Below are 15,475 nucleotides of genomic sequence, written 5' to 3'. Positions count from 1 at the left end.
TCTGGCGGTTTGTCTCAAATTAACTTCGTGTAGCTGCTTTCATCGGTTGTACAAAAGCTTTCAGTGCTTCCAGCATTTTTTCTGGCTCATTAATATGTTGCTCGATGATTTTTACAATTGCCGAACCAGAAATCGCGCCTGCGGCCCCTGCATCAATCGCTGCTTTTACCTGTTCCGGTGCTGAAATGCCAAAGCCCTGCAATGGAGGCGCGGCATTGTATTCTTTCAGCTTCGTGACCAGATGATTGAGCGGTAATGCCGCGCGGTTTTCCGCTCCGGTTACGCCCGCACGCGACAGCAAATAGGTGTAACCACGACCGTAAGAGGCTATCTGGCGCAGCAAATCATCGTCGGCATTCGGCGGGCAGATAAAGATCGGCGCGACATTATGACGCAACGCGGCCTGGCGGAAGGGCGCAGACTCTTCCACTGGCACGTCGGCAACCAGCACCGAATCGACGCCGACTTTTTCACATTGAGCGTAAAACTCATCAATGCCTTTGTTAAACACCAGGTTGGCGTACATTAGCAGGCCAACAGGAATGGTCGGATGTTTTTGACGAATCAGTGCCAGCATCTCAAAACATTGTGCCGGGGTCACACCTGCCGCAAAAGCACGCAGTGTGGCGTTTTGAATGGTCGGGCCATCTGCCAGCGGGTCGGAGAAGGGGATGCCTAGCTCCAAAGCATCAGCACCTGCTTCGATCAACGTATCGATAATTTTCAGCGACTGCTCAATGCCCGGATCACCGAGGGTGACGAAAGGAACAAATGCGCCTTCTTTGCGCTCCTTCAACTGGGCAAACAGAGATTCGTAGCGTTCCATCAGATTTCCCCTCGTGCTTTCAAAATATCGTGAACGGTGAAGATGTCTTTATCGCCGCGACCGGAAAGGTTAACCACTAGTAGCTGCTCTTTTTCTGGGTTTTCGCGCATCATTTTCAGCGCATGGGCCAGGGCGTGGGAGGACTCCAGCGCCGGGATAATCCCTTCGTGCAGGCACAGCGTTTTAAAGGCTTCCAGCGCTTCATCATCGGTAATCGACACGTAATCAGCGCGACCGATGCTGTTGAGATACGCATGTTGTGGGCCAACGGACGGGAAATCCAGTCCGGCAGAGATGGAGTAAGATTCTTCAATTTGCCCGTCTTCGGTCTGCATCATCGGTGCTTTCATGCCGAAATAGATGCCTACGCGACCATGTTTCAACGGTGCGCCATGTTCGCCGGTTTCGATGCCGTGACCGCCTGGCTCCACGCCAATCAGGCCGACATTGGTTTCGTTGATGAAATCAGCAAACATGCCGATGGCATTCGAACCGCCGCCAACACAGGCGATAACAGCATCCGGCAGGCGACCTTCTCTTTCCAGAATCTGTGCTTTCGTTTCTTCGCCAATCATCCGCTGAAACTCACGCACAATGGTCGGATAAGGATGCGGGCCAGCTGCGGTACCCAGCATATAGTGCGCGGTTTCGTAACTACCGGACCAGTCGCGCAGCGCCTCGTTACAGGCATCTTTCAGCGTCGCGGAACCGCTATGCACCGGGATCACTTCCGCACCCATTAAGCGCATACGAAAAACGTTAGGCGACTGGCGTTCAACGTCTTTGGCACCCATATAAATACGGCATTTCAGGCCGAGCAGGGCGCTGGCAAGGGCCGACGCCACACCATGCTGACCGGCTCCGGTTTCGGCGATGATTTCGGTTTTACCCATCCGCTTCGCCAGCAAAGCCTGGCCCAGAACCTGGTTGGTTTTATGTGCGCCGCCGTGCAATAAATCTTCGCGCTTCAGATACAGCGTGGTGTTCGTCCCGGCTGTAATGTTCTGGCATTTGGTCAGCGCGGTTGGGCGCCCGGCATAGTTTTTCAGCAGGTCGTTGAACTGGGCCTGAAATTCAGGATCTTTTTGCGCGCTGACAAAAGCTTCTTCCAGCTGGCGCAGAGCAGGCATCAGGATTTGTGGCACGTACATGCCGCCAAACTCACCAAAATACGGGTTAAGTAATGTTGTCATTGTTCCTTTCCTTAATATGCGCGCAGCGTCTGGAAAACCGAGGCCAAAAGGCGTGCGTCTTTAATGCCCGGTTGCGACTCTACAGCAGAATTAAAATCAAGCCCGGCGCAGCCGGTTTGTGCCGCTTCCACGCAGTTATCTGCGCCTAAGCCACCCGCCAGCAGGACGTTGCCAAGCGATTGACCATTTAACAGTGACCAGTCGAAACGTTGCCCGCTTCCACCCTGGCCGTTGTCGAAAATATATTTATCGACGTGCTGAAAATCGCGCGCGGGAAGAGTTTCACCGACGCTCAATGCTTTCCAGATGGCAACGTTAGCGGGCAGCACGTCACGCAGTGCGTCGATATATTGCTGATCTTCATTACCATGCAGTTGCACTGCTGCCAGCGATAACGCGTTAGTTTTGTCCACCACATCAGCAATATCGTGATTGCGGAACACACCAACATACTGCAACGGTGCCGCAGCCATCACTTCCTGCGCCTGTTCAACGCTGACGCAACGCGGTGATATCGCAACAAAAATCAACCCACCGTAAATCGCGCCCGCGTCATAAGCTGCTTTAGCATCTTGCCCACGCGTCAGGCCACATACTTTATTCTCACCCAGCAACACCCGGCGCACGGCGGCGTTCAAATCGTCATGGGCCATCAACGCCGAACCAATCAGAAAACCGTTAGCGAAGTGGCTTAACTCGCGCACCTGAGCGTAGGTATTGATGCCGGATTCGCTGATTACCGTCACGTTGTGCCCCAGTTTCGGCGCAAGCTCGCGGGTACGGTTGAGATCAATCGACAAATCACGCAGATCGCGGTTGTTGATGCCAACGACTTTTGCCCCCAATGCAATGGCGCGCTCCAGTTCCTCTTCATTACTGACTTCGGTCAGCACACCCATCTCCAGACTGTGGGCGACGGCTGCAAGCTGGCGATATTGTTCGTCATCCAGTACTGAAAGCATTAATAAGCAGGCATCGGCCTGGTAATAGCGCGCCAGATAGATCTGGTAAGGATCGATAATGAAGTCTTTACATAAAATCGGCTGCGGGGCGATTTGGCTGACGATGGGGAGGAAATCAAAGCTCCCCTGAAAATATTTCTCATCAGTCAGTACCGAAATTGCCGAAGCGTAATGCTTATAAATCGAGGCAATGCGTGCTGGATCGAAATCATCACGGATCACGCCTTTTGACGGCGACGCTTTCTTGCATTCCAGAATAAACGCCGTGCGTGCACCCTGCAGCGCATCATAAAAATGTCGCGTGCTCGGCTGAACCTCATTCTGAAAACTGGCCAGCGATTGCTGCTGTTTGCGGGCTTCTACCCAAATCGCCTTGTCTGCGACGATTTTCGCTAAAACGGTTTGCATCATTTACCCTCGTGCCGCCAGTGCGGTGACTCTGTCGTAAGCGGAACCACTACGCAGTACCTCAAGAACGGTTTGCGCATTGGCTTGCAGATCTTCATGGCCATGCAGGCGCATTAACATGGCGACATTCGCCGCGACGGCTGCTTCATGGGCGGCGTCGCCTTTACCTTGTAACAAGCGTGTTAAAATGTCACGGTTTTCTTCCGGTGTTCCGCCAGCCAGTTGCTCCTGGTGGTAGGGCGTCAGGCCAAAATCTTCAGCGGTCAGTTGATAGCTTTTAATTTCACCATCGTGCAGCTCGGCAACAATGGTCGGAGCGTGTAAGGAAACTTCATCCATTCCACCGCTGTGCACCACCGCTGCACGTTGATACCCCAGCACGCGCAAGGTTTCGGCAATTGGCAGCACCAGTTCCGGGCTGTAGACACCAATTAACGCCAGCGGAGGATGCGCTGGGTTAATCAGTGGCCCCAGCACGTTGAACAGGGTGCGAGTTTTCAGTTGCTGGCGAACCGGCATCGCGTGGCGGAATCCGGTGTGATATTTCGGCGCAAAGAGGAAACAGACGCCTAATTCATCCAGCGCCTGGCGCGATTTATCGGCGTTCATATCAAGATTAATACCGAATGCCGCCAGCAGATCCGACGAGCCAGATTTACTGGAGACGCTGCGGTTACCGTGTTTCGCCACTTTCAGCCCACAGGCCGCGGCGACAAACGCACTGGCGGTCGAAATATTGATACTGTTGCTGCCGTCACCGCCGGTGCCGACGATATCGGCAAACAGATAATCAGGGCGCGGGAACGGCGCGGCGTTTTCCAGTAGCGCCGTTGCTGCTCCGGCGATTTCGTTCGGGTGCTCGCCGCGAATTTTCATGCTCACCAGCGCCGCCGCGAGCTGTTCTGGCTTCAGCTCGCCACGCACCACCGCTGAAAAAAGCTGGTGGCTTTCTTGTTGGCTAAGCGTCTGCGCCTGATACAGTTTTTCCAGAATCGGTTGCAGCGTGTTGGTTGGCTCTAGTTTCTGCTGCGCCCAGGCCAGCGTTTGTTCCAGCAGGCGAGCGCCCTGAGTGGTAAGAATGGATTCCGGATGGAACTGGAACCCACAAACGCGATCCGCATCGTGACGCACCGCCATCACCATGCCATTAAAATGGGCGTTGATGGTTAAACCTGCCGGAATGTTACTGCCAACCAGCGAGTGATAACGCGCCACCGGCAGCGGGTTTGTTAATCCGGCAAACATCGCCTGACCATCATGTTCAATGCTCGACGCTTTACCGTGAAGAATTTCGCCCGCCTGACCGACATAGCCCCCGTAAGCTTCGACAATCGCCTGATGTCCGAGGCAAATGCCAATGATTGGCAGCTTACCGCGCAGGCGGGTGAGGAGTTCCGGCATACAACCGGCTTCGCTCGGCACACCGGGGCCAGGAGAAAGCATCAGTACCGGATTGCTCATCGTCGCCAGGCGTTCAATTAAGGTCTGCGCCGGAATATGGTTGCGGTAAATCACCACGTTATGACCATTGCTGCGCAACTGATCTGCCAGGTTGTAAGTAAAAGAGTCGATATTATCGAGCAGCAGAATGTCAGCCATCAGAATGTCTCCTGTGCATGATGCGCGGTGGCAATAGCGCGCAGTACAGCGCGGGCTTTATTACGGGTTTCGTCGGCTTCCGACTGCGGAACAGAATCAAGTACCACGCCAGCACCGGCCTGCACGGTGGCGACTCCGTTCTCTACCAGCGCCGAGCGGATCACAATGCAGGTGTCGAGATCGCCATGCGCGGTGAAATAACCTACTGCACCGCCGTAGCTGCCGCGTCGACGACCTTCCGCTTCGGCAATTAACTGCATAGCACGTACTTTCGGCGCACCGCTTAACGTCCCCATATTCATACAGGCACGGTAAGCGTGCAGGGCGTCGAGATCGTGGCGCAGCTCACCGACAACGCGGGAGACCAGGTGCATCACGTAAGAGTAACGGTCAACTTTGGTGAGATCGGCGACGTAGCGGCTGCCGGGGGTACAAATGCGTGCCAGATCATTACGGGCGAGATCCACCAGCATCAGATGTTCAGACAGCTCTTTATGATCGGTACGCATTTCCAGTTCGATGCGGCTGTCGAGGTCTCTGTCCAGTGAACCATCGGCACGACGACCGCGTGGGCGTGTTCCGGCAATTGGGTAGATCTCAATCTGGCGGCTGGTGGCGTCATACTTGAGCGAACTTTCCGGCGACGCGCCAAACAGGGTGAAATCATTATCCTGCATAAAAAACATGTACGGGCTGGGATTACTCTTTTTCAGCACGTAATAGGCCGCCAGCGGTGACGGGCAGGGCAGAGAGAAACGGCGAGATGGCACCACCTGGAAAATTTCTCCGGCGCGAATCGCTTTTTGCAACAAACGCACTACGCCACCGAACTCTTCATCGCTCTGGTTACATTCACAACGCATATGCGGCACGGAAACCACCGGCAGCGGCGGCGCGTCTTCGGTCAGTCGCTGGCGCAACTCGTGCAGGCGCGTAGTGAGACGCTGTTTTTCTTCTTCATTGGGAGCAAACAGGCTTGCCTGAATGCGGGTGCTTTTTTTCTGATGGTCAATCACCATCAGCGTTTCAGCGAGATAAAAACAGAAATCAGGGCAGTTATTTTCCGCTACCAGTTGCGGTAAATCTTCAAATCCCGCCACAAGGTCATAAGAGAACAGCCCGCCGAAGAACATTGCTTCTCGTTCTTCCTTCGGTACATTCAACAGATTCTGTAATAAGCGGAAAGCGTCAAAAACCGAAAGGGAGCATAAGCGGGCGTCTTCATCCAGCAGTGGACTGACAGGGGGGAAGCGCAGCACACGGCAGTTTGGTGATTGTTCATTTTCCACACCCGCAGGCAGGGCGTTATCCAGTAGTGTCAGCAGGGCTTCGCCATTGCCGGAAAGCGCCTGAATTGTGACAGTGTCACCTAAAGCTGTAATGCGCAGCGCACTGTCTACCAGCAGCAGGCTTTTTAAATCATCTTTGCTGTCGATATCTGCGGATTCCAGCAGCAGCGTTGCTGGACGATCCCCACACAACTGGTGAAAAAGCGCGGTGGGATTATCGCGATAAGCGCCTTCGCAGGTTAACAATTCGAGAGTCGGTTTTTGTGTTTGCATTGTTATTCTCTAATTTTGTTCAAAAAAAAGCCCGCTTATAAGGCGGGCTGGGTATCTGATTGCTTTACGCATGGTGAATACACTGCCCGTTTCAGGAAGTGCGCCACCAACCTTTCAGTACGAAAATCGCTTTCATTGTCGATACCCTTTTTACGTGAACTTGCGTACTAGTTAACTAGTTCGATGGTTAATTGTCAACAGCTCATTTCAGAATATTTGCCAGAACCGTTATGATGTCGGCGCCAAAAACATTATCCAAAACGGGAGTGCGCCTTGAGCGACACGAATTACGCAGTGATTTACGACCTGCACAGCCATACCACAGCTTCCGATGGCTGCCTGACGCCAGAGGCGTTGGTGCACCGTGCGGTCGAGATGCGCGTCGGCACTCTGGCGATCACCGACCATGACACCACAGCTGCAATCGCGCCAGCAAGAGAGGAAATTTCACGTTCGGGACTGGCGCTGAATCTTATTCCCGGCGTGGAAATTTCCACGGTCTGGGAAAATCATGAAATTCATATTGTCGGGCTGAATATTGATATTACTCATCCGCTAATGTGTGAGTTCCTCGCGCAGCAGACAGAACGGCGCAATCAGCGGGCGCAGCTAATTGCCGAAAGACTTGAAAAAGCGCAAATACCGGGGGCGCTGGAAGGCGCGCAACGACTGGCGCAGGGCGGTGCGGTGACGCGCGGTCATTTTGCTCGTTTCCTGGTGGAGTGCGGCAAAGCCAGTTCAATGGCGGATGTCTTTAAAAAGTATCTGGCGCGCGGGAAAACCGGATACGTTCCGCCACAGTGGTGTACAATAGAACAAGCTATTGATGTCATTCATCATTCTGGCGGTAAGGCGGTGCTTGCTCATCCTGGGCGGTACAATCTTAGTGCTAAATGGCTGAAAAGATTGGTTGCGCATTTTGCCGAACACCACGGCGACGCGATGGAAGTCGCGCAGTGCCAGCAATCGCCCAATGAACGTACCCAGCTGGCGACACTTGCCCGCCAGCATCATTTATGGGCATCACAAGGATCTGATTTTCATCAGCCATGCCCGTGGATCGAACTGGGTCGTAAACTCTGGCTGCCCGCTGGCGTTGAAGGCGTCTGGCAGCTATGGGAACAGCCGCAGAACACCACAGAGAGGGAATTATGAGCCAGTTTTTTTATATTCATCCTGATAACCCGCAGCAACGTCTGATCAACCAGGCGGTGGAGATCGTGCGTAAAGGCGGGGTGATTGTTTATCCAACCGATTCCGGCTACGCACTCGGCTGTAAAATTGAAGATAAAAACGCGATGGAGCGTATTTGTCGTATTCGCCAGCTGCCGGACGGTCACAACTTTACCCTGATGTGTCGCGATCTTTCTGAACTTTCGACCTATTCATTCGTGGATAACGTTGCGTTTCGTTTAATGAAAAACAACACGCCGGGCAACTATACCTTCATCCTGAAGGGGACGAAGGAAGTGCCACGCCGTCTGTTGCAGGAAAAACGCAAAACCATTGGGATGCGTGTGCCTTCTAACCCGATTGCGCAGGCGTTGCTTGAAGTATTGGGCGAACCGATGCTTTCCACATCGCTGATGCTACCGGGCAGCGAATTTACCGAATCCGATCCGGAAGAAATTAAAGACCGTCTGGAAAAACAGGTGGATTTGATTATCCACGGCGGCTATCTCGGGCAGAAACCGACAACGGTCATTGATCTTACCGATGATACGCCGGTCGTGGTGCGTGAAGGCGTGGGTGATGTGAAGCCTTTCTTATAAAAAATTGCGTTCCACGGATGGAAGATTATGGCAGGGATATATCGCTGCATTTTGCTGTTGATAGTTGGGCTTTTTTTCTCTTCGTTGAGTTATGCGAAAAACACGGAGATCCCTTCATATGAAGAAGGGATCTCGCTCTTTGATGTTGAAGCCACTCTGCAACCGGATGGGGTGCTCGACATCAAAGAGAACATTCATTTTCAGGCGCGAAATCAGCAGATTAAGCACGGGTTTTATCGTGATTTACCCCGACTATGGATGCAGCCTAATGGTGACGCGGCGCTGCTGAACTATCGCATTATTAGCGTCACCCGTGATGGCGTTCCTGAACTCTGGCATCTTGACTGGCATATCGGGTTAATGAGTATTGTCGTGGGCGATAAACAACGTTTCTTGCCTCAAGGCGACTATCATTATCAAATTCATTATCAGGTTAAAAATGCTTTTCTACGCGATGGTGACTTTGACCTGCTAATCTGGAACGTGACCGGTAACAACTGGCCGTTTGAAATTTATAAGACCCGATTTTCTCTCCAGTTCTCTAATATTGCGGGTAATCCATTTAGCGAAATCGATCTCTTTACTGGAGAAGAGGGCGACACATATCGAAATGGGCGCATCCTTGAGGACGGAAAAATTGAATCTCGCGATCCGTTTTATCGTGAAGATTTCACGGTTCTCTACCGCTGGCCTCATGCCTTGCTGGATAATGCCCCGGCACAACACACGACGAATATTTTTAGCCATCTTTTTTGGCCCTCAACATCGTCTCTTATCATTTGGTTACCGTGTTTGCTCCTGGCGTGTGGATGGTTATGTCTCTGGAAGCGCAGGCCGCAATTTACGCCGGTAGATGTGATTGAAACCGATGTCATTCCGCCAGATTATACGCCCGGCATGTTACGTCTCGATGCGAAACTGGTTTACGACGATAAAGGTTTTTGTGCCGATATCGTAAATCTGATTGTGAAAGGAAAAATTCATCTGGAAGATCAGTATGACAAAAATCAGCAAACCCTGATTCGTGTTAATGAAGGCGCGATCAGAAATAATGCGGTATTACTGCCCACCGAACAGTTATTACTGGAAGCGCTATTTCGTAAAGGCGATAAGGTCGTCCTTACGGGGAGGCGCAACAGAGTCTTACGCAGAGCATTTTTACGGATGCAGAAATTTTATCTGCCGCGTAAAAAGTCTTCGTTTTACCGACCTGATGCGTTTTTACAATGGGGTGGAATGGCGATATTGGCGGTCATTCTCTACGGTAACCTGAGTCCCGTAGGTTGGGCAGGAATGAGTCTGGTGGGCGATATGTTTATTATGATCTGCTGGCTTCTTCCTTTTTTATTTTGTTCCCTTGAGCTTTTGTTTGCCCGCGATGATGACAAGCCTTGCGTTAATCGTGTAATCATCACTTTGTTTTTACCACTGATTTGTTCAGGCGTGGCCTTCTATTCTCTCTATATCAATGTCGGAGATGTATTCTTTTACTGGTATATGCCGGCGGGTTATTTTAGCGCTGTTGTCCTGACCGGTTATCTCACTGGCATGGGGTATATTTTTCTGCCAAAGTTTACCCAAACTGGGCAGCAACGTTATGCCCACGGTGAAGCTATCGTTAACTATCTTGCGCGTAAAGAGGCGGCAACGCACAGTGGGCGGCGGCGGAAAGGGGAAACACGGAAACTGGATTACGCGTTGTTAGGTTGGGCTATATCGGCAAATTTGGGGAGGGAATGGGCGTTACGCATCGTTCCTTCGCTTTCTTCGGCGATTCGCGCTCCAGAGATTGCCCGTAACGGCGTTTTATTCTCATTACAGACGCACCTGAGTTGCGGGGCCTATACCAGTTTGTTGGGGCGGAGCTATTCCGGTGGTGGTTCTGGCGCTGGTGGTGGTTGGTAATAAAGCCGATGTTAATCGAAACAAGCTTTAACCATAAAGATCGTGTATGATGTTCCGCCTCAAAGGCAGGCCAGCTACGGCCTGAAGAGTTCAAACAGACTTTACTATCAGTGAGTCAGATGTAAGTTCTGACTCATTGTTGCACAAAAGCATACCAGACGCCTGGGAAGGCGACACCAAAAGGAAGCTCAATGAGCGAAAAGTTACAGAAAGTGCTGGCGCGTGCCGGCCACGGTTCTCGCCGTGAAATCGAATCTATTATTGAAGCCGGTCGTGTGAGTGTTGATGGCAAAATTGCTAAACTCGGCGATCGCGTTGAAGTTACCCCTGGGCTGAAAATCCGTATCGATGGTCATCTGATTTCGGTACGTGAGTCCGCTGAACAAATTTGTCGCGTTCTGGCCTATTACAAACCAGAAGGTGAGTTGTGTACCCGTAACGATCCGGAAGGGCGTCCAACGGTGTTTGATCGCCTGCCAAAACTGCGTGGCGCACGCTGGATTGCCGTAGGTCGTCTGGACGTTAACACCTGTGGTCTGTTGCTGTTCACCACCGATGGTGAACTGGCAAACCGTTTAATGCATCCAAGCCGTGAAGTTGAACGTGAATATGCCGTGCGTGTATTTGGTCAGGTTGACGACGCGAAACTGCGTGATTTAAGCCGTGGTGTGCAGCTGGAAGATGGTCCGGCAGCCTTTAAAACCATCAAGTTCAGCGGCGGTGAAGGGATCAACCAGTGGTTCAACGTTACTCTGACCGAAGGCCGTAACCGTGAAGTTCGTCGTCTGTGGGAAGCGGTTGGCGTGCAGGTAAGTCGCCTGATCCGTGTGCGTTACGGTGATATTCCACTGCCGAAAGGTCTGCCACGCGGCGGCTGGACGGAGCTGGATCTCGCCCAGACTAACTATCTGCGCGAACTGGTGGAGCTACCGCCAGAAACCAGCTCTAAAGTCGCTGTAGAAAAAGATCGTCGTCGCATGAAGGCAAATCAAATTCGACGTGCGGTGAAACGTCATAGCCAGGTGAGCGGCGGTCGTCGTTCTGGCGGACGTAATAATAACGGTTAATTTAAGATAAGTATAAAATAAAGGCCCTGCGGGGCCTTTTCTTCATTTGAAGCATGATAAATAGTCGCAGTATTTTAATTTAATTTCATACTTGCTTATGAATAATGCCCGGAAATAGCCACATTACTATTTAATTATCTGAGATAAACTCAACGTTAAGAGGTGGGTTATGATTAGATATAGTGGAATATTTCTATCGCTGTTAATGCTTTCAGGTTGTGCAACTGAAGCATTGAAAAACGAACAAGCTGAAACTGTTATTACTGTGGGTAACAAAGCGGTGGCAGCGAATGCAAGTTTCTTTAAACAATATTATGCTTCTCGTGAAAACTTCCTTGTTAATTTCTATGCAACTAATCCGGATTGTGCCCTGCGACCTGATTATGCCATAGATATAGGCGGTGATGGTAATGGAGGGAAATTATGCCAGCGTCCAGGGCCAAATACAAAACAAGTACAATTAGTCCCTTTCGAGAAAGAAAAATTACTGGCTTCAATGGAAGTCATTAATAGCATGAGCGCTTATGTAGAACTTCTGACTGAGGATATGGCAACAACGGAAAGTCAGCAAGTGGCATTACTTAAACAGGCTCTGGATCACGCAAACAACGCACAAACGCTACTTGGTGTTTCACATAGCAAAGATTTAGCTCAGTCTGCAGCGGCGGTTAAAGATTTAGTAAATTATTTCAATGAATTATATATAATAAAAGTCAATTCTGGAAAAATAGGTACAACGGTAGATGAAAACTGGGTAAGACTTATAAAGAATATGACAGTTTTGCGTAATGATATTTATACAAAAAGCAACAAGATTGAAAATTATACCTTTGCGAATGTGCATGATAATATGTTTTATTATAATACGGCATCTAAAAACTCTAAGAATACAGAGTTTAACACGCTGAAAAACAGGAAAGAGTTTCTAAGTTCAGTAATCAATGTGAATGAAACCAGGCTACAGGCATCGGCACCTGCCATGCCTGCGATTGAGGCTTTAAATGCCTTTATAGATAAGGGTGATTATCTGAAAAGCTTATACGTTAATAAAACACGCACGGCAGCTGAACAAAAAAGGTTAAATGAGATATTACGCGCACAGGTCATTAGTGGGTTAAAGGCGTCTGAGGGGCTGGCAAAATTACTTATTGCCAGCGGAATAATGTTATAGGAGGCTTTTTATGAACGATGTGCAAAATCGTAGGATACTGGCATTACTTGATATGCTGTATAATACCCTGGGCAATAAAACCACATGCAATGTTTGTCATAAATATTTTATCCATATCCTCACAGTTATGAACAACCTGACGATTAACTATGGTACTGAAACTTCGCCAGAGTTAGCCGAGATAAATTATGACGATGCTAATGCGTTAATTACTGAATTGATATTATTTATTGAAGATGTTGACGCTGAGAATCATGAAACATATCAGAGACATTTTAATGAGATTACACGCATTCTGAATTTTGCTATTGCCGCTTGAATATAATTATGATTAAAGCACCTCAAGAGGTTTCTTTTGAGGTGCTTTCACTTAGTAATCGATCCCTATCTGCGCTTTTACGCCAGCATCAAACGCATGTTTCACGGGGCGTAACTCACTTACCGTATCCGCCAGTTCAAGAATATCCCGATGACAACCACGCCCCGTGATAATCACCGTCTGCTGATCTGGACGTTCATTTAACGCCTGCACCACCTCTTCCAGTGGCAAATAGTCATACGCCACCATATAAGTCAGCTCATCGAGCAAAACCATATCCACTGAGGGATCTGCCAGCATCCGCTTTGCATGTTGCCAGACTTCACGGCAGGCGGCGGTATCAGACTCGCGATTTTGCGTATCCCAGGTAAAGCCCGTTGCCATCACCTGAAACTCAACGCCATGTGGCTCCAGCAAATTGCGCTCGCCGTTAGGCCAGGTACCTTTAATAAACTGCACGACCCCCACTTTTTTGCCATGGCCAACCGCGCGAGTTGCGGTACCAAATGCCGCGGTGGTTTTGCCTTTTCCATTGCCGGTAAAGACGATGACAATGCCACGCTCATCCTGCGCTTGCGCCACGCGAGCATCAACTTTCTCTTTAACACGCTGCTGACGCTGTTGGTAGCGTTCATCACTCATTGGGAAATTCCTGGTTTGCGGCCCGGTTGGGCGTCAAAGGTCATGCCGGTTTTACGGCGGCTGTCATCGCCCATCAGCCATAAATAGAGTGGCATGATATCGGCGGGTGTTTTGAGTTTCTGTGGATCTTCGGTGGGGAAAGCACTGGCACGCATTGCAGTACGTGTACCGCCGGGGTTAATGCAGTTGACGCGCAGGCGCTGCTGATATTCATCGGCCAGCACTTGCATCATTCCTTCGGTGGCAAATTTCGACACCGCATATGCGCCCCAGTTGGCACGCCCCTGACGCCCAACGCTTGATGAGGTAAAGACCAGCGAACCGGCGTCCGATTTGAGTAATAAAGGAAGCAGTGCCTGGGTGAGCATAAAGGTGGCATTAACGTTGACCTGCATGACGTCCTGCCAGACCTGCGGATTTTGCTCGCGCATTGGGCAAACATCGCCGAGCAATCCGGCGTTATGCAGCACGCCGTCCAGACGCGGGTAATTAACAGCAATACGCTGTGCCAGTTGTTGGCAGTCTTCGGACGTACAGGTCAGCAAATCGAGAAGAAACCATTGCGGCTGGCGTCCTGTCTCTTCGAACATGCTCTGGGCCACCTGACGTAATTTTTCTTCGTTCCGGCTCAGCAGAATGACCGTCGCGCCATAGCGCGCATAAGTTAAAGCGGCTTCACGACCAATGCCGTCGCTGGCGCCTGTCACCAGGATAATACGATCATTGAGTAAATCTTGTTTTGGTTGGTAATGCATGGCTACTCCCCGACGACATCAACAGTCGCGCTGCCAGTGTACTTTATGACTTTGGGGTTTTATGCCTGAAACAGGAGGGCATTTCAATCAGCCTGGGGCGATAACGCCGTAAAATGAATACTTTGTCATACTTTCGCCGCAATAACATCTCTGCGAGACGGCTTAACATGCCTGTTGTAAACTGTGAGCCAAAGCGTTGTTTAACCAAGGTGGGACTCGTGGAATTGTTGTCTGAATATGGTTTGTTTTTGGCGAAAATCGTCACCGTTGTGGTGGCGATTGCGGCTATTGCCGCCATTATTGTCAATGTTGCTCAACGTAATAAACGCCAGCGTGGCGAGTTACGAGTCAACAATCTCAGCGAACAGTATAAGGAGATGAAAGAAGAACTGGCTGCGGCGCTGATGGATCCACATCAGCAAAAACAGTGGCACAAAGCGCAGAAGAAAAAGCACAAGCAAGAAGCGAAGGCAGCGAAAGCAAAAGCCAAACTGGGCGAGGTGGCAGCCGAAAGCAAGCCACGAGTCTGGGTGCTGGATTTCAAGGGCAGCATGGACGCCCATGAAGTGAACGCGCTACGTGAAGAGGTTACTGCGGTACTCGCGGCATTTAAACCGCAGGATCAGGTCGTTCTGCGTCTGGAAAGCCCCGGAGGCATGGTACATGGTTACGGTCTGGCGGCTTCACAGTTGCAGCGCCTACGCGATAAAAATATTCCTTTAACCGTTACGGTAGACAAAGTGGCTGCCAGCGGCGGTTACATGATGGCCTGTGTGGCGGATAAAATTGTTTCAGCGCCGTTTGCAATTGTTGGCTCTATTGGTGTTGTGGCGCAAATGCCCAACTTTAACCGCTTCCTGAAAAGCAAAGATATTGATATCGAACTGCACACTGCCGGGCAGTATAAGCGCACGCTGACAGTGCTGGGTGAAAACACCGAAGAAGGGCGCGAGAAATTCCGCGAAGAACTGAACGAAACGCATCAGTTATTTAAAGATTTTGTGAAGCGTATGCGTCCGTCTCTGGACATTGAAATGGTGGCAACCGGTGAACACTGGTACGGACAACAGGCGGTAGAGAAAGGGCTGGTTGACGAAATCAATACCAGTGATGAAGTGATCCTTAGCCTGATGGAAGGTCGTGAAGTGATCAATGTACGCTATATGCAGCGTAAACGGTTGATCGATCGATTCACTGGCAGCGCGGCAGAGAGCGCCGACCGATTGTTGCTACGCTGGTGGCAACGTGGGCAAAAGCCGTTGATGTAAAAGATAAACGCGAGGATAAAACCTCG

15 protein-coding genes and 1 other annotated feature are annotated in these 15,475 nt (G+C 50.6%); of the genes, 7 read left to right on the top strand and 8 right to left on the bottom strand.

Features of this window, described 5'->3' with window-relative positions; genetic code table 11:
- Window positions 1-19 precede the first annotated feature (19 nt).
- The 6 genes from trpA to trpL form a co-directional block, all read right to left on the bottom strand.
- On the bottom strand, window positions 20-826 hold the full coding sequence (gene trpA / locus FEK66_RS18370; RefSeq protein ID WP_130259720.1) for a tryptophan synthase subunit alpha: 807 nt from the start codon (window positions 824-826) through the stop codon (window positions 20-22).
- Window positions 826-2,019 carry a tryptophan synthase subunit beta gene (gene trpB / locus FEK66_RS18365; RefSeq protein WP_130258918.1) on the bottom strand — a complete coding sequence of 398 codons (1,194 nt, stop codon included), beginning with the start codon at window positions 2,017-2,019 and terminating at the stop codon, window positions 826-828. The genes trpA and trpB overlap by 1 nt, the downstream gene beginning before the upstream one ends.
- Before the next feature lie 11 nt (window positions 2,020-2,030).
- A complete protein-coding gene (trpCF, locus tag FEK66_RS18360) occupies window positions 2,031-3,392 on the bottom strand; it encodes a bifunctional indole-3-glycerol-phosphate synthase TrpC/phosphoribosylanthranilate isomerase TrpF (protein ID WP_171020814.1) in 1,362 nt (453 codons plus the stop codon).
- A complete protein-coding gene (gene trpD, locus FEK66_RS18355) occupies window positions 3,393-4,988 on the bottom strand; it encodes a bifunctional anthranilate synthase glutamate amidotransferase component TrpG/anthranilate phosphoribosyltransferase TrpD (protein WP_000763524.1) in 1,596 nt (531 codons plus the stop codon).
- The gene (gene trpE / locus FEK66_RS18350) at window positions 4,988-6,550 is read right to left on the bottom strand and encodes an anthranilate synthase component I (protein ID WP_135406474.1); all 1,563 of its coding nucleotides are present in this window, start codon (window positions 6,548-6,550) and stop codon (window positions 4,988-4,990) included. Before trpE ends, trpD begins: the two co-directional genes overlap by 1 nt.
- A 21-nt stretch (window positions 6,551-6,571) precedes the next feature.
- Window positions 6,572-6,665 (bottom strand) — a sequence feature (Trp leader region).
- Window positions 6,642-6,686: a trp operon leader peptide gene (trpL, locus tag FEK66_RS18345; RefSeq protein ID WP_001700591.1), complete on the bottom strand. Its 45-nt coding sequence runs from the start codon at window positions 6,684-6,686 to the stop codon at window positions 6,642-6,644. It overlaps the preceding feature by 24 nt.
- A gap of 137 nt (window positions 6,687-6,823) precedes the next feature.
- On the opposite strand from trpL, the gene rnm reads away from it, so the two are divergent.
- The 6 genes from rnm (at window position 6,824) to FEK66_RS18315 (ending at window position 12,784) form a co-directional block, all read left to right on the top strand.
- Complete coding sequence (rnm, locus tag FEK66_RS18340) at window positions 6,824-7,705, top strand: RNase AM (RefSeq protein ID WP_001285663.1); 882 nt, start codon at window positions 6,824-6,826, stop codon at window positions 7,703-7,705.
- Window positions 7,702-8,322, top strand: coding sequence for an L-threonylcarbamoyladenylate synthase (locus FEK66_RS18335; protein WP_001516499.1), 621 nt, complete (start codon window positions 7,702-7,704; stop codon window positions 8,320-8,322). The genes rnm and FEK66_RS18335 overlap by 4 nt, the downstream gene beginning before the upstream one ends.
- Window positions 8,323-8,349: 27 nt before the next feature.
- A complete protein-coding gene (locus FEK66_RS18330; protein WP_138211520.1) occupies window positions 8,350-10,227 on the top strand; it encodes a DUF2207 domain-containing protein in 1,878 nt (625 codons plus the stop codon).
- A 191-nt stretch (window positions 10,228-10,418) separates the two neighbouring features.
- Window positions 10,419-11,294, top strand: a complete 876-nt coding sequence (gene rluB, locus FEK66_RS18325) for a 23S rRNA pseudouridine(2605) synthase RluB (protein WP_135493834.1) — start codon at window positions 10,419-10,421, stop codon at window positions 11,292-11,294.
- 169 nt (window positions 11,295-11,463) lie between these two features.
- On the top strand, window positions 11,464-12,465 hold the full coding sequence (locus FEK66_RS18320; protein WP_130208867.1) for a hypothetical protein: 1,002 nt from the start codon (window positions 11,464-11,466) through the stop codon (window positions 12,463-12,465).
- A gap of 10 nt (window positions 12,466-12,475) precedes the next feature.
- Window positions 12,476-12,784 (top strand): hypothetical protein, encoded by a 309-nt coding sequence (locus FEK66_RS18315; protein WP_130208865.1) that lies wholly within the window; start codon window positions 12,476-12,478, stop codon window positions 12,782-12,784.
- Window positions 12,785-12,835: 51 nt separating this feature from the next.
- Here FEK66_RS18315 and cobO read toward each other — a convergent pair whose 3' ends face one another.
- On the bottom strand, window positions 12,836-13,426 hold the full coding sequence (gene cobO / locus FEK66_RS18310) for a cob(I)yrinic acid a,c-diamide adenosyltransferase (protein ID WP_130259727.1): 591 nt from the start codon (window positions 13,424-13,426) through the stop codon (window positions 12,836-12,838).
- On the bottom strand, window positions 13,423-14,181 hold the full coding sequence (locus FEK66_RS18305; RefSeq protein WP_130259728.1) for a YciK family oxidoreductase: 759 nt from the start codon (window positions 14,179-14,181) through the stop codon (window positions 13,423-13,425). Before FEK66_RS18305 ends, cobO begins: the two co-directional genes overlap by 4 nt.
- Window positions 14,182-14,399: 218 nt before the next feature.
- On the opposite strand from FEK66_RS18305, the gene sohB reads away from it, so the two are divergent.
- A complete protein-coding gene (gene sohB / locus FEK66_RS18300) occupies window positions 14,400-15,449 on the top strand; it encodes a protease SohB (RefSeq protein WP_131161800.1) in 1,050 nt (349 codons plus the stop codon).
- Window positions 15,450-15,475 lie beyond the last annotated feature (26 nt).

Origin of the sequence: Escherichia sp. E1130, from assembly GCF_005781065.1 — a bacterium.
In the GTDB taxonomy this organism is placed as follows: domain Bacteria; phylum Pseudomonadota; class Gammaproteobacteria; order Enterobacterales; family Enterobacteriaceae; genus Escherichia.
This window is presented reverse-complemented; position numbering and strand designations above follow the sequence as displayed.